At 52.0% G+C, this 22,028-nt stretch carries 17 protein-coding genes; 9 read left to right on the forward strand and 8 right to left on the reverse strand.

Annotated elements, in window-relative coordinates; translation table 11 throughout:
- Nucleotides 1-5: 5 nt before the first annotated feature.
- Entirely contained in the window at nt 6-1,058 is a 1,053-nt protein-coding gene (gene rlmN / locus IX84_RS08970; protein ID WP_044219031.1) for a 23S rRNA (adenine(2503)-C(2))-methyltransferase RlmN, read from the reverse strand.
- A gap of 28 nt (nt 1,059-1,086) precedes the next feature.
- Nucleotides 1,087-2,892, reverse strand: coding sequence for an aminopeptidase P family protein (locus IX84_RS08975; protein ID WP_044219034.1), 1,806 nt, complete (start codon nt 2,890-2,892; stop codon nt 1,087-1,089).
- A gap of 256 nt (nt 2,893-3,148) precedes the next feature.
- Here IX84_RS08975 and rpoN point away from each other — a divergent pair, with 256 nt between their 5' ends.
- Nucleotides 3,149-4,651 carry an RNA polymerase factor sigma-54 gene (rpoN, locus tag IX84_RS08980; protein WP_044219036.1) on the forward strand — a complete coding sequence of 501 codons (1,503 nt, stop codon included), beginning with the start codon at nt 3,149-3,151 and terminating at the stop codon, nt 4,649-4,651.
- A gap of 15 nt (nt 4,652-4,666) precedes the next feature.
- Here rpoN and IX84_RS08985 read toward each other — a convergent pair whose 3' ends face one another.
- Nucleotides 4,667-5,842, reverse strand: coding sequence for a serine hydrolase domain-containing protein (locus tag IX84_RS08985; RefSeq protein ID WP_044219039.1), 1,176 nt, complete (start codon nt 5,840-5,842; stop codon nt 4,667-4,669).
- Nucleotides 5,843-6,217: 375 nt separating this feature from the next.
- On the opposite strand from IX84_RS08985, the gene IX84_RS08990 reads away from it, so the two are divergent.
- Both IX84_RS08990 and IX84_RS34515 read left to right on the forward strand, forming a co-directional pair.
- Complete coding sequence (locus IX84_RS08990) at nt 6,218-7,285, forward strand: potassium channel family protein (protein WP_044219043.1); 1,068 nt, start codon at nt 6,218-6,220, stop codon at nt 7,283-7,285.
- 62 nt (nt 7,286-7,347) lie between these two features.
- Nucleotides 7,348-7,473, forward strand: coding sequence for a HepT-like ribonuclease domain-containing protein (locus IX84_RS34515; protein WP_394333425.1), 126 nt, complete (start codon nt 7,348-7,350; stop codon nt 7,471-7,473).
- A 68-nt stretch (nt 7,474-7,541) separates the two neighbouring features.
- Here the strand turns inward: IX84_RS34515 and IX84_RS09000 are convergent, their stop codons facing one another.
- Nucleotides 7,542-9,098, reverse strand: coding sequence for a hypothetical protein (locus IX84_RS09000; RefSeq protein ID WP_044219045.1), 1,557 nt, complete (start codon nt 9,096-9,098; stop codon nt 7,542-7,544).
- Between the two features lie 271 nt (nt 9,099-9,369).
- Here IX84_RS09000 and IX84_RS09005 point away from each other — a divergent pair, with 271 nt between their 5' ends.
- The 5 genes from IX84_RS09005 (at nt 9,370) to IX84_RS34520 (ending at nt 15,289) form a co-directional block, all read left to right on the forward strand.
- The gene (locus tag IX84_RS09005) at nt 9,370-10,566 is read left to right on the forward strand and encodes a Pycsar system effector family protein (RefSeq protein ID WP_044219048.1); all 1,197 of its coding nucleotides are present in this window, start codon (nt 9,370-9,372) and stop codon (nt 10,564-10,566) included.
- Nucleotides 10,567-10,780: 214 nt separating this feature from the next.
- Entirely contained in the window at nt 10,781-13,168 is a 2,388-nt protein-coding gene (locus IX84_RS09010; protein ID WP_052515892.1) for an outer membrane beta-barrel family protein, read from the forward strand.
- A 100-nt stretch (nt 13,169-13,268) separates the two neighbouring features.
- Nucleotides 13,269-13,901, forward strand: a complete 633-nt coding sequence (locus IX84_RS09015; protein WP_044219049.1) for a Uma2 family endonuclease — start codon at nt 13,269-13,271, stop codon at nt 13,899-13,901.
- A 101-nt stretch (nt 13,902-14,002) separates the two neighbouring features.
- Nucleotides 14,003-14,878: a cation diffusion facilitator family transporter gene (locus tag IX84_RS09020; protein ID WP_044219052.1), complete on the forward strand. Its 876-nt coding sequence runs from the start codon at nt 14,003-14,005 to the stop codon at nt 14,876-14,878.
- An 81-nt stretch (nt 14,879-14,959) separates the two neighbouring features.
- Nucleotides 14,960-15,289, forward strand: a complete 330-nt coding sequence (locus IX84_RS34520) for an AAA family ATPase (protein ID WP_072013652.1) — start codon at nt 14,960-14,962, stop codon at nt 15,287-15,289.
- Here the strand turns inward: IX84_RS34520 and IX84_RS09025 are convergent.
- The 4 genes from IX84_RS09025 to IX84_RS09040 form a co-directional block, all read right to left on the reverse strand.
- A complete protein-coding gene (locus IX84_RS09025) occupies nt 15,198-15,836 on the reverse strand; it encodes a DUF4349 domain-containing protein (protein WP_044219054.1) in 639 nt (212 codons plus the stop codon). The genes IX84_RS34520 and IX84_RS09025 overlap by 92 nt on opposite strands.
- A 74-nt stretch (nt 15,837-15,910) precedes the next feature.
- Nucleotides 15,911-18,835, reverse strand: coding sequence for an FAD-binding and (Fe-S)-binding domain-containing protein (locus tag IX84_RS09030; RefSeq protein ID WP_044219058.1), 2,925 nt, complete (start codon nt 18,833-18,835; stop codon nt 15,911-15,913).
- Nucleotides 18,836-18,944: 109 nt separating this feature from the next.
- Nucleotides 18,945-19,580, reverse strand: coding sequence for a methyltransferase family protein (locus IX84_RS09035; protein ID WP_052515893.1), 636 nt, complete (start codon nt 19,578-19,580; stop codon nt 18,945-18,947).
- Nucleotides 19,581-19,600: 20 nt separating this feature from the next.
- Nucleotides 19,601-20,377, reverse strand: a complete 777-nt coding sequence (locus IX84_RS09040) for an N-acyl amino acid synthase FeeM domain-containing protein (protein ID WP_044219061.1) — start codon at nt 20,375-20,377, stop codon at nt 19,601-19,603.
- A gap of 595 nt (nt 20,378-20,972) precedes the next feature.
- Here IX84_RS09040 and IX84_RS09045 point away from each other — a divergent pair.
- Complete coding sequence (locus IX84_RS09045; RefSeq protein ID WP_044219064.1) at nt 20,973-21,869, forward strand: hypothetical protein; 897 nt, start codon at nt 20,973-20,975, stop codon at nt 21,867-21,869.
- Nucleotides 21,870-22,028 lie beyond the last annotated feature (159 nt).

A 22,028-nucleotide genomic window follows, 5' to 3' on the forward strand; every position in this document is an offset into this window, starting at 1 on the left:
GAAAGTTACTTGTTGGCCAGCTGCCCGCAGGCAGCGTCGATGTCTTTGCCCCGGCTGCGCCGTACGGTGACCATAATGCCCTGATCGCGGAGGTGGCGTGCGAAGTCATCAATCCGGTGCTCGGTGGACTTGCGGAACGGCGCCCCGTCAATCGGGTTGTACTCAATGATGTTGACCCTTACGGGAAAGTTTTTGCAGAGGCGGGCCAGCCGGTCTGCATCTTCCAGGGTGTCATTGAAATCCTGGAAGGTGATGTATTCGTAGCTGATGCGGTTGCGCGTCTGCTGATAATAGTATTGCAGCGCCTCCATGAGCGTCTCCAGATTGTTTTGCTCATTGATCGGCATAATTTCGTTGCGTTTGGTGTCATCGGCAGCGTGGAGGGAGAGGGCGAGGTTGACTTTTACGGCATCCTCTGCCAGCCGCTTGATCATCTTGGCAATGCCTGCGGTGCTGATGGTGATGCGGCGGGGCGACATATTAAGCCCATCCTCATTGGTGATGCGGTCGATGCTTTCCAGTACGTTTTTGTAGGCCAGCAGCGGTTCACCCATGCCCATGTAGACAATATTGGTGAGCGGATGCCCAAAGTGGGCCTCGCACTGCTGATTGACCATGACAACCTGATCGTAGATTTCAGCGGCATCGAGATTGCGCAGGCGCTTCATACGGCCGGTAGCACAGAAGGTGCAGGAAAGACTACAGCCCACCTGAGAAGATACGCAAACGGTATAGCGGTTGTCGGCAGGCACCGGAATGAGCACAGACTCAATGAGGTGCCCGTCGTGCAGTCGGAAGCGCGACTTGATGGTGCCGTCCTGACTATGCTGTACCTCATCTGTGATGATGGCATTGATGGCAAAGCGGGCTTCCAGTTTTTCACGCAGGCCTTTGGAGAGGTTGGTCATTTCTGTGAAAGTGCGGGCACCTTTTTTCCATAACCACTCATAGACTTGTTTGGCACGGAATTTCTTCTCGTCCATACCCAGAAAGACCTCCTGAAGTTCCTTTAGGCTCAATTGCCGTATATCAGCTTTATCGGTATCTGTTAGAGTCATGATATTCTGCTTCGCATTTCGGACCCGGTCAAACCTGCCGGCACTTTTTCTCCAGCCAGGCCTGCTCTGCACTATTAAGCAGTGGGGACAATTCCTTCAACACCCGAACGTGATATTCGTTGAGCCATTGCCGTTCTTCAGCACTTAGCAGGGGCAACAAAATCAGGTCGGTGGCAATAGGGAATAGGGTCTGAGGTTCAAAGGTATAGAACTTTCCGGTGTCCGTCTCCATCTTTTCTACACAGAGGTCCAGATTTTCGATACGGATGCCATATTCGTCTGCTTTATAAAACCCCGGCTCATTGGAGGTCAGCATGCCCGGCACGATTGGCGTTTGCCCGCGGCTGGTCCGTGGGTTGGGGGTGATGCCCTGTGGGCCTTCGTGCACATTGAGGAAATGCCCGACTCCATGCCCGGTGCCATGTCCGTAGTTGAGCCCGGCTGCCCAAAGGTGCTGCCGGGCAAGTATGTCCAGTTGTACCCCGGTAGTGCCTTCCGGGAAAATGGCACTGGATAAGCCGATATGCCCTTTGAGTACCCGGGTGTAGTGGTCTTTAACTTCCTCGCTTACCGGGCCAAGGGCGACGGTACGGGTAATATCAGTAGTGCCTTCCCGATATTGCCCGCCGGAATCGAGCAGGAGTATGCCTTCCGGGTGTATCCTTGCTGCGGTATCGGCTTCTGCACGGTAATGCACAATAGCGCCATTGCCGGCATACCCCACAATGGGCGGGAAGCTTTCGCCGAAGTAGCCTTCCTGTTCAGCCCGGAAGCCCGCCAGCTTTTCGCCCACTTCAAATTCGGTGGGGCTGGCTCCTTTATCCAGGGCATCTTCCAGCCAACGGTAGAGGTGCAGTAAGGCCACGCCGTCTTTGCGCATGGCAAGTTTTAGATTTTCTTTCTCTATGGTGTTGCGTACCGCTTTGAGGGGAGCGATGAGGTTAGGCGTTTTCATCCACCGGGCGGCTTCCAGCAGTTCGTAGAGAAAAACGCTCAGGGCTTCCGGCTGATAGCCAATTCTATGTTTGGCACCCACCTGCCGCAGGGCTTCTGCGATGCCGGCGTAGGGGTTAATGGAAATGCCATCCTGCTCCAAGCTTTGTTTAAGGCGGTCAGGGACTTTACCCGGGTCAATGAACCATTGCGCGCTTTCCGGTCCGAGAAGGAAGTAGCTGATGGCGACCGGATTGCACTCCACGTCGTTGCCGCGGATGTTGAGCAGCCAGGCGATTTCGTCCAGGGCAGTAACCAGGTAATAAGCACCCACCTTCATTTTACTGCGCACAGCATTGAGTTTATCAGCCCGGGTTTGTCCCGCGTATTTTTGCTCCAGCTCGAAAACTTCATCACCGGGCAGCGGCGGGCGGTCCGCCCACAAGTCGTCAATCAGGTAATTGCTGAAGCTTAGCTCGATATCTTTTTCGGCAAGCTTTCGTCGGGCTGCCCGTGCCTGACTGACGGTAAACAACCGGGCATCGCAGCCCACCGCAGCACCGGCCGGCAAATGCTCGCAGAGCCACTCCAGGTGCTCCGCTGTATAGGGCACCGTTAACTTTTGAAGCTCAAACGCTGAGCCGGCCAGTTGAGCTTCCGCCTGAATGAAGTAGCGGGAGTCGGTCCACAAATGGGCAGTGGAAGCGGTGACCACTGCGGTGCCGGCCGAGCCTGTAAATCCGGTAAGCCAGCGGCGGGCCTGCCAGTGGTCCGCAACGTACTCGCTTTGGTGCGGATCCTGGCTCGGGACGATGTAGGCATCAAGCCCGTTTTCCTGCATAGCTTGTCGCAGTCTATCCAGCACAGGGGTTTCAGAAGAATTCGATATTTTTTTTGGCATATTTTTTGTTAAATATTAAAATTCCCTTGATATTTGAAGTGTATAGCGCGTACAACACTTTACCCCTCATTCCGTTTTTCTGATTTGCAAAAGATAAGAAAATTCAGTAAATAGAAACTGTTTGTTGTAGTAGCCAGTAACCTATTTATCGCAAAAAACTTCTTGGGTGAAGTTCACCGCATAAGTAAACCACTCAGCAAGAGCTTGCTTTTAAGCAAAAGGGGCACAACAAACAGTCAACCTAAAATCAGTCCCCATGCTGAAACAGAGTCTAAGCCAGAAAATGCTACAGAAGCTGTCGCCGCAGCAGATTCAGCTTATGAAGCTGCTGCAAATACCGACGGCTACCCTGGAACAACGCATTAAGGAGGAGTTGGAAGCGAACCCGGCTTTAGAGGAAGGCGAGGAGCGCGATGAGATCGTAGACCTGGCCGAGGAGCAGGGCAACGATGATTTTGATGACGAACCTTACGAGCTGGACGATTACCTCAACGAATACATCGAGGACGATCCTACCACTTACAAAACACAAACCAATAACTACAGCGCTGACGAAGAGGAAAAAACAGTGCCTATTGCCGTTGAGCATTCCTTCCACGAGTACCTGGAGGAGCAGGTCGGCCTTATGCAACTGGAAGATGAGCGCAAAGAAGCCATTGCGTTGCAGATCGTAGGCAGTATTGATGAAGATGGCTACCTGCGCCGGGAGCCGGATTCTATCATTGATGATTTGATGTTTGCCCAAAATATCTTCGCTGACGAAGCCGAAATCCTGGAACTGCTCAAGCAGATTCAGCGGTTCGAGCCACCGGGTATTGGCGCACGGGACTTGCAGGAATGCCTGCTCATACAGCTGGAGATCAAGGCCGAACAGGATGACGAGGAGGATTTCCTCGACTTTGAGGAGCGGGAAGACCTCGACCTGGCCATTAAGGTCATCCGCGATTACTTTGACGAATTTACCAAAAAGCATTACGATAAACTCCTGCGCCGGCTGGACATTACCAACGATGACCTAAAGGCTGCTATTGATGAGATCATCAAGCTCAACCCTAAGCCGGCCAGTGGCTTTTCCAGTGGCGGCAACAGCCGGGCTAATCAATATGTCGTGCCGGACTTCATCATCCAAAACCGCGATGGAGAGCTGGAACTGACCCTCAACTCAAGGAATGCGCCCGACCTCTGCGTGAGCGATCAGTATCAGGATATGCTGCGGTCTTATAAAAAGAAGACGGCAGGGCGGCGCAACAATAAGCAGGAGCGGGAGGCCATTATGTTTATCAAGCAAAAGATCGACTCCGCCCGGTGGTTTATTGATGCGATTCGGCAGCGGCAGGATACCATGTACCGGACCATGTACGCTATTTTGCAGTACCAGTATGATTTCTTCCTGACCGGGGATTCTACCAAGCTCAAGCCGATGATCCTCAAGGATATCGCGGACATTACCGGTCTGGATATTTCCACCATCTCCCGGGTGGCGAACAGTAAGTTTGTACAAACAGAGTTTGGCACCAAACGCCTAAAGGAGTTTTTCTCAGAGTCCATGTCGAAGGAAGACGGGGAGGAGGTTTCCACCCTGGAGGTGAAACAGATTTTGGAAGACATCATTGGGCAGGAGAACAAGAAGAAGCCGCTTTCCGACCAAAAACTGCAAAAGGCGCTGGAGGACAAGGGCTATCAGATTGCCCGGCGTACCGTTGCCAAATACCGGGAGCAGCTCAACATTCCTGTGGCCCGGCTTCGCAAAGAGCTGTAGCGTGCATCAGCCGAGCTAATCCAGTATTTTCAAGAGGTCCATCCCAAGTTGTGTCGCTTCGGCCCCGGCTTGGGCAGTCAGGACAACCACCCCGATCTGCTCATCTTTTACAAACCCGGCAAAGGCGCTGTAGCCTGCGGTGCCTCCGTTCATCCATACCGCCAATCTGGGGTGTGGTTCAGGCAGGTAAGATACGAGCCATCCGTAGGCTGCCTGTGTGCTGTGTTCCAGTGTGGGAAAGCTGACATCTACGCGTGCCTGTTGGCCTTCAAGAATGGTGTTTTCCCAAGCCTGATCCGGATTTAGATAAGTTTTGAGCATATTGGCTAAATCGGCAGTTGTCGATTTGAGCCCGGCAGCAGGCGCAAGTGTTTTGAAGTGCCAGTTGTCGGTGCGTCGCCCGCGGTTGTTGTGCCCTTCTGCAAGGCGGGTACGCTGTTCAGCGCTGATGTCCACTTTGGTGTCCTGCAGTCGAAGGGGGCGTACGATGTGCTGGTGCAGCAAATCTTCGTACCGCTGGTTTGTGGCGTTTTCCATGGCTATGCCGAGCAATGCGATCCCGGCATTGGAAAAATGATAGCTATGCCCCGGTTCTGATTTGAAAGTTGCCTCCCCCAGTTTTTGCAGTAGTTCCGCACTCCTAAGCCCGGTAGCAGGCCCGGTAAGGAAAGCCGCTTTGCCGATGGGGTGCCAGTCGTACAAGCCGAGGCCGGAATTCGGCAAGCCCGAAACGTGGCTGGCCAAGTCGCAGCCGGTGATGCATACAGATGCCCGGGAGTGGTCATTGGAACAACTCATGATACGGCGCACCGGGTTGCCCGGCAGCACTACTTCCGCACAGCGTTGAGGCTGAAACCTGGGTGGGGATAAGCTATCGGGTAAGTAGAAGGCAATTTCCCGTTCCGGGTTATACCTGCCTTCTTCAGCCAGGCGCAGCATAAGTGTGGTAGTAAAAACACTGCTCAGCGCGCCAATTTCGTAGAGCGTATGTTCACTGGGTGGAGAACGATCAGCCTTTGAAAGGCGGCCAAAGTGGTGGTGAGTCACCTGCCCGTCCTTTATAATAGCAATGGAAACTGCCGAGGGGCGCTGCGCATCGGCAAATTCCTGCAGCCGTTCCATTAGAGGCTGTGCAGTCAGGCCGGGTAAAAAAGTAAGCGCAGCGATTAAAAGCAGGAGCATCTTTTTCATGGCAGGAAGGTTTTGATGAACCAATAGAGATGCTTTATGGTACAGCTAGGGCGGCACAGATTGAAGGGATTCGGGTTTTCGGTCGGGTATTGTGGTAAAATAGGCTAAGTTTGGCATAATTTGATTTAATTTGGTTATACCGACGATAAAGTGGTTTGCCACAGCAAACCTACTTAATGCCTGCCTGCGTGTCGGTACTTCGGCAGACAGGTCGGCATAAACGCTGGAAAGTGGCCTGCGCCTGCCCTGACAAGCTATGGTTCGTCAGTGGCCGATGTTGCAAACCACTTTGTTAAGCGTATATTTCAAAATTAAGGTCTTTGCAGGCTGCTTCGGGTTGAGAATCCGCAAGGGACAAAGCTGATTTTTATCAATATGCTCAGAAGGTTAAACATTCATCGGTTTAATATCTACCAGGTGCCCTCCTCGTTTTTGAGCCTGAGGGTGGCGGTAATTTTGCTCGTGGCCGAGCTGCTCATTAGCCAGGTTGGCTTTATGGTGCTGGAGTCCTACTCCTTTTCCGAAGCGTTCTACATGACGGTCATCACCATTTCTACGGTGGGCTTTACGGAGGTGCAGCCGCTCAGCCCGGTCGGGCGTTTTTTTACCTCCGGGCTGATCATTACAAATATTGGTATTTTCGCCTATGTCCTGGCGGTGTTTTCTTACTATGTAATCCAGGGTGAAATTTTCAAAAACATGCACTTTAACCTCATTAGCGCATCTATTGATAAGCTGTCCGGCCATGTAATCCTTTGCGGATATGGCAAGTACGGGCGTGAGATCGCCTTGCATTTCCACAAGCACGATGTGGATTTTGTGGTCATTGAGAATGACCCGCACAAGATCGAGGAACTGCAAAAAAGCGAAGACCGCATTCTCTACCTCGAAGACGATGCGACTCACGATGAAGTGCTGGTAAAGGCCGGTATCTCCCGGGCGAGTGCACTGATTTCTTCCCTGCCTGATGACTCCGACAACGTTTTTGCCGTACTCACTGCCCGGCAGCTCAATCCCCGCCTGACCATCATCAGCCGGTCCAAGGACTTCCGGTCCCAGAAAAAGCTGCTGATGGCGGGCGCGAACCATGTGGTCATGCCAGAGCAGATAGGGGGTTTCTATATGGCCACTTTGTTCAGCAAGCCTGGTGCCGTGGAGTTCTTTTCCTACATCACCAATGAGTACCAATCCGATATCGGCTTTGAGGAAGTGACCTACGCCGACCTGCCTGCCGAATGTCAGGGCCGGTCGCTCCGGGAATTGCATATCCGTCAGGAAACCGGCAGCAATATCATTGGCTACAAAGCACCGGACGGGCACTATGAGGTCAATCCTTCTCCGGATACCATCCTGGAAAAAGGGGCTAGCTTTATTGTGTTGGGCAATAGCCGGCAACTAAAGCGCTTGCGGGATTATTTGGAGCATTACTCTGAAACACACTGATCGTCCCATCCCAGTCAGGCGGAGCTTGCGGGAAGGCAATAATTTCTTTAAAGAGGAAAGTCATCGCTTTCAGGCATATCTTAGTGCACGACTACTATAAGGTGAATACCAGGATTGTATGGAATGCGATTGAAAACAAGCTGCCTGAAATGAAGCTGGAGATAGAGCAAATGCTGGAAGAAGAATGATGCCCGGGTAATTATTTGAATTGTAATACCCGGGCAACACGCTCAGCATTGACGTTAGGAAACCACCTCTACTCACTCCGCCGCCCAAATATGGCACCAATCTTCACCTCTACGCCCTGATCAGCCAGCAGCTTCACATTTTTTGCCCCTTCGCCGGTAGTGGTGAAGGTCGCCACGATGTGCATGGAAGCCGCCGGACGGATACGGTCGAACCGGTCTTCCGGATAGTCGATGAAGGTGACTTTTTCGGCAATATTGGTGGAAATGCCGTTGTCGTCAGCAGCGGCCCCCTCCATGATGAGCTGCTCGCCGGTGAAAAGTGAGTCCAGTACCACGCCCTGCTCATCCAGGAAGTAACCCTGAATGGAGACATTGAGCGGGAGCTCGTTTTGCGTCACCATCTTGAACTCGGCTTTGTACACTTCCTGCCCCAATTCTCCCAAAGAAAGGTCAATGGTGTCCTGCGATAGGAAGTCCACGGCACTGCCATACAGCGGCAGGTCCACCTCCACGTCTACCTGATAGGAGCTGCTATCGGTCAGGAACCCGCGGATGTTCCGGTTGCTGTCGGGGTGCGTAATGGCGTCCACATCGTAGTCGATCGCCAGTGGGCCTGCGCCCAGGATTTCGTCAATATTGGAATTGTCTTTGTTGAAAACGTAACGCTCCACGTAAGTCTCGCCCACTTCGTCGAGCCCGGGGTAAACGAAATCGATGCCGTTGTCAATGAGTTCACCCTCCAGTGGCAGGGTCTCACCCCGCACGGTGAAGACATTAAAAAGATTGACCCTGGAACGGGTGGGGATGCCAAAGGAGTTTTCTACCCGGAAAGTAACGGTAGGGTCGGCAAAGTAGATATCGCCCTTCACCCAGTCATCAAAAAAGTCGATGATAATGGTATCCCGGCCACCGGCTTGCACTTCGGTTCCAAAGTAGCCCTCCATGTAGGAAAAAGCCAGGTCGGAAAGGTTGATCCCCCCAAAGGCGATGGTGTCTTCCTGCCCGCCTTCCCGGATGAGCTCGTACTCCACGTAGATGGAGTCGGTGCCCTGAGCAGTGATGATTTCGGTGCCGGCCAGGTTGAAGGGGTTGAAAATGTTGGTATAAGGCGAAAGCGTGCCTTCTCCATCGTAGCCTGCTGCTGAGCCGGTGAGTTGCAAAGGCTCCCCGTCCTTGTACAAGTCTGGAAAGGTTAGGGTGACGGTGACGGGTTCCGGATGAGCATTTTGAAATGCCCAGACTAGTTGACCTTGTTTTATTTTCAGGCGGTCGAACTCTGCTCCTTCTGCCGTTTTAAGTGGCAGCCCAATTCGTTGAGCGAAGAGTGGAATGGGTTGCCCGTTCAGCGATTCATTGATTCGGGCAAAAAGGGTATCGCTGTTCTGGGCAATGATATCCCCCCGGTATTCAAAATGGATGACACCCTCCTCGTCGATGTAAAGGGCGGCAAGGTCGCCGGTGCTCTCCAGCGCATCCCGGATAGAAAGCCGGGAGTTGACAATGGGGAATGCATATTCGGCATCGTAGCGGGCACCATCAATGCTGGAGAGGTCTTCGAAGTCCTGACAGCCAGTAAAGAAAAAGGCCACGGCAAGCAGGGTGAAAAAGGTTGATTTTTGGGTCATACAAGCAATATGTTGGTACGAAACAAAGCAGAATTTTGCTCTGCCTGTCTATGAACAGGAAATGATGCTGATTTATTTTGTGGGTGTCTTTTCAGCAAGCGGGGATAGTGGTCGCTCAAAGTTAATCAAAGGCGTAGGTGTTGCGGTCGTTCAGGTACAAATGAGAATGTCTCCCGGCAATCAATTTGCTAAATAGGGGCGCGGGTGGGCTATCATTTGCAAATGCGGGGCTAATTTACGTATCTTCCGAGCAGTAACAAAATCGCATGGCATGCAGGAAAAGGAAGCCCCGGCGGCACTGTCTTCCATCGTTGGCCAGGCCCGGCAGTTTGTGCTGCGGCTGTACAGCCAAAAACAGGATGCCCGGCTATTGCTCCACAACTACAGCCTCGGGGCTGCCCTTTCTGAGGCAGTCGTGGAAATCGGTCAGGCCGAAAGCGCTTCGCCGGCAGTTATTGAATCTGCGGTGCTGGCCGCCTGGTTTCTGCCCACGGGCTGGTTGTTTGATGCGAATGCCCCGGCGAATTACAGCCCCAAGGTCGCCCAGCAGTTTTTTCAAAAAGCAGGCACAGCACCTGAGGTACAGCAATCCGTGGTGATGGCCATTCAGCAGGTACTGGCAGGGACTATGCCGGCCACTACCACGGGCAGGCTGCTGAGTGATGCCTACGCCTACGTGGTTTATCTGAGCGAAGGCGAGGATCGCCTGATCGCACTGCGCATTGAGCAGGAAATGCTATCCGGGCAGAACCACACGAAGATAACCTGGTCGAGAGAAGTACTGGAGCATCTCCTCCGCGTCAAGTGGCATACTCACCACGGACAGGCCCATCTACAGCCCCTTTTGGCGAAAGCCATACACGAACAGCGCGCAGAGGTGGAAAAGCGCATTGAAAAAGAAGAAGTGCAGCAGGGGCGCTTCACCAATCTCGAAAAGAAAGACCCGGTACGTGGCGCTCAGACTTTTTTCCGCACCAACTACCGCAACCATATCAACCTCAGCGCCATCGCTGATAACAAAGCCAACATCATGATCAGTGTGAATGCCATTCTGGTATCGGTGCTGATCACCTTTTTGTCTTACCGGAATATTGGGGAAAACTCCCCTCAGATCCTGCTGCCTGTAGTGGTCTTCCTGGTCACAGGCATGTCCTCCCTGATTTTCGCGGTGCTTTCTGCCCGCCCAAAAGTGACCCGTCTCAACCCTCAGCAGGCCGACCCGCAGACCGCTAAGCAAAACCTGGTCTTCTTTGGCAACTTCGTACAGCTTGACCTCGAGGATTACGAAACGGCCATGGATGAGCTATTCCAGGATGGTGAATTACTCTATGGGAACATGGTGCGCGATCTTTACTTCCTGGGCAAAGTACTGGACAAAAAGTACCGCTATCTCTCGATTTCCTATACTGTGTTTATGGTTGGCTTTATTGCTACGGTGGTCAGCTTTTTGGTGATGTTGCTGGTTTAAACCTATTAGCCATTCTCAAAGCCATGCGGCCTCAATTTTTGGGTGTACCCGCAGTAAATAGCCGGATGGAGATCGCGAATGTTATAAGCTGATTTGTTAGCTATTAGCCGAGTCAGTGGCAAGATGGTTTAAAGTTTAAACTTTATCTTTGCGGTTCTGGACCGGCATAACAGGCAACAGCTCCGGTCATTTAGCTCACAAACAGGTCAGTCAGATGGATAAATTCGCGGTAGGAAGAAGAATAGGGATACTCATTTCCTGCACCCTATTTTGCTGGGGAGTAGTCGGTGCCCAAAGCAAGGTTGAGGTGAGGGGTACTGTATTGGAGAAAGCTACAAATCAGCCCATTGAGTTCGCTACCGTGATGCTTCAGGACCAACAAAGCAAAGCCGCACTGAGCGGGGCCACTACCGGTGCTGATGGTACCTTTCTGCTGTCGGCAGAGGCAACGGATTTCACCGTGAAGGTCAGCTTTATTGGCTACGCTGCCCGGGAGTTTGCAGACCTTACGGCACAGAACGGGCAGGTCGACCTGGGCAATATCTACCTCTCTGCCGAAGGGCAAACCCTGGATGAGGTACTGGTGCGTGCGGAGCGTTCCCAAACAGAATTCAAGCTCGACAAGCGTGTGTTTAATGTCGGCAAAGACCTCAGCAGTACGGGAGCGAGTGCGCTGGAAGTGCTGAATAACGTGCCCTCCGTGAATGTCAGTATAGAGGGGGAGGTTAGTTTGCGGGGCAGTGCCGGGGTGCAGATTCTTATCAATGGCAAGCCTTCGGTGCTCGCCAGTGAGCAGGGCAATGCGCTGGGTACGCTTACGGCCGAAATGATTGAAAGCATAGAGGTGATCACGAACCCATCGGCTAAGTATGAAGCGGAAGGTACCTCAGGTATCATTAATATCATTCTCAAAAAAGATGAACGCAAAGGCCTCAATGGTTCCGTAACAGTCAACACCGGTACCCCCCACAACCACAGCGTGGGGCTGAGCCTCAACCGCCGTACAGAGAAGTTCAACCTGTTTAGCCAATTGGGGGTGGGCTACCGGGAGCTGCCCAGAGACCGGGAGGTCATTAACCGGGATCTTGTGAGCGGGACAGAGGTGCGCAGCGAAGGGCGGGAATACCGCAATGAGCAGTTTTATAATGTCATCCTGGGTACAGACTATTACATCAACGACCTGAATGTGATTACCCTTTCCGGTAATTTTGCCTATGAAATTGAAGACCAGCCTTCCCGCACTGATTTCCGGTTCTTTGATGAAAACGGCTTATTGGCCAATGAGTGGTACCGGGAGGAAGTGACGGAAGCGACCAACCCCAAGTGGAACTACGAGCTGCAGTATAAAAAAGACTTTGAAGACAACGAAGACCATGTGCTGCTTTTCAGTGCTATGGGCAATTTTTTTGGTAAAGATCAGTCCTCCGAATTTACCAATACCTCCCTGCTTGACGGGGAAGCCTTTGGCGATCAGCTTACCCGGACTAATTTTCAGGAAGCCGAGTACACCTTCAAGCTGGACTACACCAGGCCATTTTCCGATAAGCTGACCCTGGAGACGGGCGCTATGTACGTGGTCAATGATGTAAGCAACGATTTTGCGGTGAGCAACCTGGAGGGTGTCGATTTTGTGGTGGATTCCAGCCTTACGAATATCTTTGAGTACAGTCAGGACGTACTGGGCGTGTACACCACCGGGGCTTACGAAGGCGAACAGTGGGGCATCAAGCTGGGCATGCGTGTGGAGCATACCGATCTGAAAACGCTGCTGGCCACCACTGGGGAGTCCAATAATCAGAATTTTGCCAATCTTTTCCCTTCCCTGCACACCTCTTACAAACTCAGTGACCGGGTGTCCGTTCAGGGGGGGTACTCCCGGCGGATTTTCCGGCCAAGGCTGTGGGATCTCAATCCTTTCTTCAATATCCGCAACAACTTCAGTGTACGTACCGGCAATCCTAATCTGCTGCCGGAGTACACCGATTCCTATGAGGTGTCGAGCATTTATCTTTTGGGGCCACTGTCCATGAACTTTAGCGTTTACTATCGGTATACCGAAGCGGTAGTCGAGCGGATCTCCGTCTTTGAGAACAACGTCAACATCACCATGCCCATGAACATCGGTACCAACCGAACCACCGGGCTGGAATTTAATGCCAAGTACAGCCCGAAGCCCTGGCTGACACTCAACGGTGACTTCAACTACAACTACTTCAACCGGCAGGGTGAGCTGGAAGCTACCTCTTTCGACTTTACGGGCGATCAGTGGTCGGGTAAGCTGACCACTAAGTTTAAACTGCCTGCTCAGATTGACTTTGAGGTGACGGGTCAGTACGAATCAAGGGTGCAAACGGTCCAAAGCCTGGTTTCCGAAAACTATTTCCTGGACCTGGGGCTGCGCAAAAAACTGATGAAGGGCAGGGGGGTGATCAACCTGAGCGTACGCGATGTCTTCGCCACACGGATTCGGGAAAGCGTGGTACAACAACCAACCTTTTTTCTGTATAGCTTTGGGCAGCGGGGGCGGTTCATTACCCTGGGCTTCAGCTACGGCTTTGGCAAAGGAGAGGCCATGGAGTTTTCTGGGCAGAAGCGGTTTTAGGGGGAAATGCCCGGTAAATATGAGAGATGCCTGCAGCAATGTGTGCTGGATTATTACCTGAAACTTCCTTATCTTACGAAGTATACTTCAAAATACTTGTATGGCTGAAACTGCTGTAGCAATACCGCGTACCCTAGAAGAACGGCTGCCCTATGGAGAAACCATGATTGTGGAAGCAAGCTGGGATACCTTTCTCGATTTATTGGAGGAAGGAAACTATCCAGTACAGTACGACGAGGGTCAAATTCTCTCTTTTATGGGTTATGGAACGGAAGACCATGAGGTGTTGGTAGGTGAAATTATCCGACTTCTGGGAAATCTTTTGAGATCAAAAAACTACCGTATCTCAGGGAGTAATCTTGCTATTTCACTACCAGGACCGGGAAAGCAATACTTTAATGCTGATTGCGCTGTTTTAAAGAGGAAATCAGAATATATTCCACTCCGGGGCGAAATGAAAGCCACCACTAATCCGGTTATCCTGGTGGAAGTGCTATCCAAAACCACTCGAAACTTTGACCTTGGGCAAAAATTCCAGCGTTACAAAACCATACCTTCCCTTCAACAGGTGCTTTATATTGATAGCCAGTCGCCATCGGTGATCAGCTACCGCCGGAAGGATCAGGAAGGCACCTGGCTGATCGAGGAATTTACCGGGCTGGAAGGAGAAGTACCGGTGCTGGAAGAAGGGACGTTCAGTTTGAAGGCGCTTTACGAACCGCTGGAGCTGTAAACCCCCACCATATACCGAACATCTAGCGTGCTGGCCTGTCTCAATCAGCAGGGCTCAACTGATCACTACACCAGGTAGCGGCAATAAAAAACAGCAGACTGATGTCACACCAAAACCACCATTCCGGCAGAAACCTCCAACTCGCCTTCTTCCTCAACTTGGGCTTTACCGTTCTGGAATTCTTCGGCGGTTTGTACGTCAATAGCGTAGCTATTATCTCCGATGCTATCCACGATTTGGGAGACAGCCTGTCGCTGGGGCTTTCATGGTACCTTGACCGTAAGTCGAAGCAGGGCGCGAACCGCGCTTTCTCTTTCGGGTATGCCCGGTTTTCGTTGCTTGGCGCGCTGATCAACTCCCTGGTGCTCATTGCGGGGTCCGTATTTGTCATCCGGGAAGCGGTGCAGCGCTTGTTTGAGCCCGAACTGTCCGATGCTACAGGGATGCTCGTCTTTGCCCTGATCGGCGTGGCGGTTAATGGTTATGCTGCCTGGAAACTCAGTAGCGGTAAATCAATGAATGAGCGTGTGGTATCCTGGCACTTACTGGAAGATGTGCTGGGCTGGGTAGCTGTTTTGATCGTCGCCATTATCCTGCAATTTTATCAAACGCCCTATCTGGACCCGGCATTATCATTGTTCATCACCGCCTATATTCTTTGGAATGTCATCCGCCGTCTGCGTGAGACCCTAATGTTGTTTTTGCAAGGCGCGCCCAAAGACGTCAACCTGCAGTCGCTTCAGGATAAACTGTTGTCCATCCCTAATGTCGCTTCCCTGCATCATACCCATATCTGGTCGCTCGACGGGGAGCGGCACGTATTTACCACCCACGTCAAACTGGAGGAAATCCAGGGGCTGGCCACGCTGCTCCATATCAAGCAGCAGATGAAAGCGGCTTTGAAACCCTACGGCTTTGCACACTACACCATTGAAGTGGAGCTGAGTGCGGAGGATTGCGGGCTGGGAGAGCATTAGGATGGTTTTCCGAAGAAGTGTTTCCGAAGAAGTTGAAAAGTTTGACTTTTTGCATTGAACTCGTGCAAAAAGTCAAACTTTATGTATAGGGGGGTGCTGTACAAAGCATTGGAAGACCATCTGGACCGCAAACTTATCACGGTGGTCACTGGCATGCGTCGGGTGGGCAAAACCACAGCTGTAAAGTACCTTTTAGAAAAAGTAGCTCATGACAACAAAGCCTATATCGACTTTGAGAAGATAGAGCACCGGCATATATTCATGCAATCCAGCCACAAGGAAGTTCAGATTGAGTCGAAAAGTAATGCCGCCCTTTATACTATCCACGCACAAACAACCACCGCACACTCCGGTACAAACCAATCCCGATGTACCCCAATATCCCGGGCTTTTGCCGCTCCCGAAGGTTGATCGTAATCGTGGCGTAGGTATCCAAATGATCGATGCGGTTCATCTTGCCCTTGAGTAAGTCGATGGTTTCGTTGAGGCGTTCCAGTTCTTTTTCCACTTTTAGGATTTCATCCACGGTGGCGGCCTGGTCAAGGAGGTCGAGGTAACGGCCACGTGCCTGTTGGGCATTGTCCAGCCGGATTTGGTAATCAAGGTAGGCTTCGGTTACATCCTGCCCGCGTACGCTTTTGCGGTCGAGGCGGCCGAGTTGACTGATGTCATCAATAGCTGCATCAAGCAATTGACTTTCCACCCGGATGATGGACCGGTCGGTGCCGATTTCATTTACATACCCTCCGAAGCGTTTGGCGATCGCCTGAATGTACAAACTGGTGCTGTCTGGCGTTTCGACGGTCAGCGTCAGGTAGGCATCATACAGGATTTTGCGGTCGTCTTCCTGCTGAGGGCGGGCGATCATCGTATCACTCATCTGATATGCCGCCTTCTGAGACCCACAAGCAGTGCTCAGAACAAGGATGAAAAAAAGGGCGTGGCGCAAATAGAGCATGAAACAGTAGTTTGGTCTGCTTTAGTAACGCAAAAGCAGGAGCCAAGCGTGCCATAGCTGTAAAAATCCGACTTTTACTTCAACGCCCCCCAGAGCACCTCCACCGGGTGCAGGGCTTCCCGCTTGGTCCCGTCTTTGATTTGGTGACGACAGCTTGTGCCCGGGGCAGCGATGATATGCTCCCTGGAAGCTTCCCGCACTGCCGGGAAGAGCACCTGTTCCCCAACCGTCATACTCAGCTCGTAGTGTTCCTTCTCGTACCCAAAGGAACCGGCCATGCCACAGCATCCGGAAGGGATGGTCTCCACGGTGTAGTTGCGGGGCAGGTTGAGAATGAAGGCAGAAGGCTCAATGCCGGCCAGTGCTTTCTGGTGGCAATGCCCGTGGAGCATTACCTGCCGGGGCTCTGTAGTGAAAGCGTTATCGTTTAAACGGCCGGCTTCCACTTCCCGCATCAGGAACTCTTCCACCATCAGGGCATTTTGGCCCAGGGTCTTCGCGGTCTCTTGCAATTCTTTACCAACCAGCTTCGGGTACTCATCCCGGAAACTAAGGATGGCCGAAGGCTCTATGCCAATCAGCGGGGTTTGAGCACTAACTAGGTCTTTGAAGGCGCTGACGTTTTCTACAGCCAACTTTCGTGCCTCTTCCAGCAGCCCTTTAGACATGTGCGCCCGGCCGCTTTCACCATGTTTCACGCAGCGGACCTCGTACCCCAGCCGGCTGAGCAGCTCCACGGCTTTGATCCCAATGGACGTATCGTTGTAGTTGGTGAATTCGTCAATGAACAGGTAGACGGCACCGAGCGGCTGCCCCTGTGGCTTTAGTTTGTCCGCGTGTTTGCGGGTCCACCGGCGCAGGGAGATGTTGTGAACGGTGGGCAGGCTCCGGCCTGGTGCTACGCCGAGGACGCTTTTCGCCAGCCCGCTAAGCACCGGATTGGTCAGTGCAAAATTGCTCAGTGCCGGTATACGGATAGCCAGGCTGTTGATGCGGCCAATATTGGCAAAGGCGCGGGACCGCAGGGGCACCCCATTCGTTTTTTGATACTGGTATAAAAACTCCGACTTCAGGGTCGTCATATCCACATTGGAAGGGCACTCTGCTGTACAGCCTTTGCAAGCCAGGCAGAGGTCCATGGCCTGATAGATTTCCGGGTGGTCGAAGGGGTTCTCATGGACGTTCATGGTAAGGAACTCCCGCAGGATGTTGGCCCGGCCCCGGGTGGTGTCCTTCTCGTCGCGGGTAGCCCGGTAGCTGGGGCACATGGTGCCGCCGGAGAAGTTCAGCTTACGGCAATCGCCGGAGCCATTGCAGCGCTCTGCCGCCCGGAGGATGCCGCCCGCTTCTGAAAAGTCGTATACGGTATCATGAACGGGCGTAGGCTGCTCTGCTTCATAGCGCAGACTGCTTTTCATCGGCGGGGCATCCACGATCTTACCAGGGTTGAAAATGCCCTTGGGGTCCCAGGCCTGTTTGATCTGACGCAGGTACTCATAGTTGTACTCGCCGATCATGAGGGGGATAAACTCTGCGCGTACCCGTCCATCACCATGCTCACCGCTCAGGGAGCCCTGGTATTTTTTGACCAGTTCGGCTACTGCTTTGGTGATCTCGTAGAAGAGGCGCTGTCCCTCTGCCGTTTTCAGATCGAGAATGGGGCGGAGGTGGAGCTCGCCCGCACCAGCATGAGCGTAGTACACCGCCTGCTGCCCGAAGTTGGCCATGAGTTGGTCGAAGTCTTTGATGTAGGCAGGCAGATCCTTGATATCTACCGCAGTATCCTCAATGCAGGCCACAGGCTTGGCGTCTCCGGGGATGTTGGCCAAAAGCCCAAGCCCTGCTTTGCGCAAATCCCAGGCCTGTTTGGTTTTGGGAGCTTCCACAATGGGATAGGCATAACCCAGCCCGGCATCCTCCAGCGCTGCAATCATTGCCTTGCCCTGATCACGAGCTTCCCCGAAGGTATCGCCACGGAATTCCACCATGAGGATGCCCTCGGGGTCGCCTTCTACGAAGAAGCGGTTTTTCTTTTGTTCGATGTTTTGCTTGGTCAGATCAAGGATGATCTTGTCCATGAGCTCGCAGGCGGAAGGTTGGAATGACATCGCTATAAGGACGGCTTCCAGTGATTCCGGTATGCTGTTGAAGTGGGCGCAAACCACGATTTCCTTTGGCTTGGGCAGCGGGTCTACATGTATCTTGATGGCGGTGGTGAACGCCAGGGTGCCTTCGGAGCCGCACAGCAACTCACAAAAGTTGAAGGGCCGTCCCGCTTTGTCAAAGGGCTGTTGTTCGATGAGCAGGTCTATGGCGTATCCGGTATTGCGGCGCTCAATGCTCGCCTTGGGGAAAGCTTCCCGGATGGCGGACTGCCGTTCAGGGACAGAAAGGGTCTGATTCAGATGGCGGTAGATGTTGCCCTCCAGGCCTTCTGCCTCTAGTTTTTGGCGAAAGCCTGCCTCGTCCAGCCCATGAAACACAGCCGTACTACCGTCACTAAGCACTACTTCGAGTTCCTGCACATGATCGCGGGTAGAGCCATAGACAATTGAGGTTGTCCCGCAGCTGTTATTGCCCACCATACCCCCGATCATCGCCCGGTTAGCCGTAGAGGTATTGGGTCCGAAGAAGAAGCCGTATTCCTTCAGTACGTGGTTGAGCTCGTCGCGGATGACGCCCGGCTCCACGCGCACCCAGCCTTCCTCCGCGTTGATTTCCAGAATGCGGTTCATGTACTTGGATACATCCACTACGATGCCATCGCCCACGCACTGTCCGGCCAGAGAGGTGCCAGCTGCTCTGGGGATGAGCGAGGTGCCGTTCTCATTGGCAAAAGTGACGAGTTTGCGGATATCCTCAGCGTGCATAGGCAGTGCGACAGCCAGCGGGAGCTCCCTGTACACTGAGGCATCCGTGGCGTAGAGGTGCCGCATCATCTTATCGTAGTACAATTCGCCATCTAGCTGGGCTTGCAGTTGCTGCAGTTGCGCATTCATAGTCGGTGCCAATTTGTGTAGACAACAGTATTATAATCCAAATGGATAATGCTGTAATGTCAGATTCGGGTTGAAATTAGCAACTTTTTCCGAAGCCCAACCAGCCCGGTTACCAAATACCGGGTATTAACCGGCTTGATTGCTTCTGGTAGTCCAGATAGCGCTGTCCGAACTTACTGACCAGCGCTGTTTCTTCGGCAGTAATCCGAACATAATAAGCATACAGCATACAGGCGGTGGCGATCAGCAGCCCAAACCAGGACTCCAGTACAACAGCGCCGCCTGCAGCAGTCAATAATGCTCCCGTGTAGCTCGGGTGGCGGATGTAACGGAAGGGCCCATGCTGAATTAGTTGGTGCGTTTCCTGAATCTGTACGGTGGCAGTGAAAAAGCGCCCCAGGGTTTGTATGGCCCAAATGCGCAGCCCGGTACCTGCTATGACGATGAGGCCTCCGGTAATTGTCCGGTGCAAGTGCGCGCGGTCCGGGTGGAAATACCCCCATTCCGCAACTGGAATAGCGATCGCTAAGACAGAGAGGGCCAGGATAAACAGTACGCTGTTATTATCGGCGGAACGGTCGCGTTCGGCTTCCTTCGCTTCAAAGCCAGGTTGGGTAAGGAATACGGTGACGGCGGCAAGCATCAGAAATAATATTCTGTAGTCCAGCAGCAATGACGGGCGTAATGCCAGCGGGAGGAAGTAAGCTAAGAGTAAAAAAAGGACGGTGTTTTTGATCTTTCCCATGATTGAAAATTTTAGAAGGTTTAGGCAACAAGACGTTCTTTAGAGGCCGGTACAGACGCATACCAGGCTTTGGTTTCAGGGTGCAACAGCAGGCCGTCGTGCCGCTGCTGAGCCAGTCCCATATCCCGAATTTTTGATTGGAGTGCAGACCGGATGTCAGAAATTTGCATGCTGAGGATGCTGGCGGCTAAGCCATTGTAGTCATTCTGGCTGCCATCCACAATTTGCCTGAAGCCATACCTCCGATAGAGGGCGGCATGGCGGGGGTGGCAGGCCAGCATGATGCCGCTGTAGCGGTGATGGTACAGCATACGGGCAATGGCGGCTTCGACAAAGAACTTTGTATAGCCGCCCGAACGAGCCTCGGGGGCGAAAACAAAACGACTGGCCTCTACTATGCCGTTGCGCTCCGGCCGTAGCAGGTTCATGTGTTCACTAATGGTGGATTTTTCCGGACAGTTGCTGAGCAATGGAAGGCCAGGGCCTTCTTCAGGAAGCGGGCACGCTATATCGTAATGGCTGGCTATGGCTTCTATGCGGTCTGAAAATGGACCTGCATGTTCCTGCACCAGCCTGAGGTAGCCAATAGGTTGAGCATTGAAATGCCCTTCCTGAAAGAGCCCGATATGATGAGCGTAATGATCATAAACATCTAGCTCGAAACCGTGTTGATTATCGGTGACGAGGCTGGCGCACTGACTTTCCAGATAGCCCTGGTAACGCAACCGGAATAAGGATTCCAATTCTTTAACGTTACGTGCAGGCCGGAAGGCCAGTCGTTGGGGGGTAATACTCATGGCTAAGAATTTTTTAAAATTCAAGAAAGAGTAAGTAAGCTGTAGAACTCTTAACCATGTGAAGGGTAGGCTAAAGGCTACCCGAATATGTTTTGTGTTTTATTGCCTGCAATCAGAAATCCCGCTTTGCGTCAATTGTATGGTATGCTTAATGACTTGCTGTTTCCACTTCGCTTCGCCCCGTAATTTGCATACAAAAGCAAAATACTGGCATTAGAGAAGGAGCCCCTTTGCCCCTGGTTTTTTGTACAGGCGTCACCTTCGTTTACGACAGGTGTTGCCTTGCGAGTTGGAAAACTGGCTACGCCATAATTTCACAAACCATAAGTTGTTGGGCTGTAATTGCGCGTTCTATTCGTTTGGGAAGATAGTTAGTTAGTGTGGGGCTTAGATAGACAAGCTCTTTGAAAAGCAAAAAAGTAACAAAAGTTGACAGGCATAAATTTGCCTGAAAATGATTTTTGTTTGTTTAGGGAGTAAAAGTAGCTTCATTTACAATAAAAGTCAAAAACATCGAATGATTTATTCGGGTTATTTACAAAATTAAAATACTGGGTGTGACATCACTCCGGTTTATTACGGATCAAAAACAAGCATGGAGATCAAATTTGTACCTAGGGGGGAAATCGACAAAGTGAAGTGGAACAGCTGCGTTCATTATGCGACCAACGGCAATATTTTCGGGTATATGTGGTACCTGGATCATATTGCTAAAGACTGGGACGCTCTGGTGGAGGGTGATTATGAATCGGTCTTTCCTTTGGTTTGGCGGCTCGGGCGTATTTCCGGAAAGGAATTGCATCAGCCCGCGCTGATACGGGAACTTGGTATCTATTCTATCCATGTTTTGTCAAAACCCCGGGTTGAGCGTTTTCTGGCAGCTATTCCTGAACAGTATCAGCACATCTCTATTTATCTCAATGAGCAAAACCCTATACCTGATGGGAGTAGGTTCAAAGTAGAAAAGCAGACCAACTATCAGTTATTCCTGAACCGTGCTTATGAAGAAATCACCGATGGCTACAGCCGGCCGCTCATGGAAAAGTTGCAGCTGGCAGAAGACGCCGGGCTGGTGCTGACCTCAAGTATGAAACCTGAACAGATTGCCGGTTTTTATAAAAAGTACCGCCCCCGCCGTCAACAATCGGAAGAGGTATTTCACGGTATGCAGCGGGTTATGTACAACGCTTTGCACCGGGGGTGGGGGTTTGCCTCTTCTGTACTCGACACGGACGCGAATCCACTGGCTGTTAATTTTTTTCTATACAGCCATGGTAAAGTCATAAGCTTCATGCCGGTGGTGTCTCCCGAAGGTAAAGCAGTGGGCGCGCTGCCGCATTTGTTTAATGGTCTGGTGCGGCAACACGCCGGTCGGCCAGTCATTTTGGACTTTAATGTCAGCGGTAATAATCAGATGGCAATTGACTTCGGAGCAAAGACGAATCCCTTTTTCAAAATCCAACTCAATAAGCGCAGGTTCATCTGGTTTTAAAAGGAAGCAGGCGTGCCTGCTTCCGGAAACTGTGCATATTTTCTCCGATAGAAAAAGGAAATTAAGTAAATTCAGGGGATAAAGCAGGATGCTTATCATGTAGAAAAAATGTAAGCTTGCCCCGGCAAAGAGGCTGTTTTAATCCTTTTTTACATTTTC

The sequence above is a fragment of the Phaeodactylibacter xiamenensis genome (assembly GCF_000759025.1).
In the GTDB taxonomy this organism is placed as follows: domain Bacteria; phylum Bacteroidota; class Bacteroidia; order Chitinophagales; family Saprospiraceae; genus Phaeodactylibacter; species Phaeodactylibacter xiamenensis.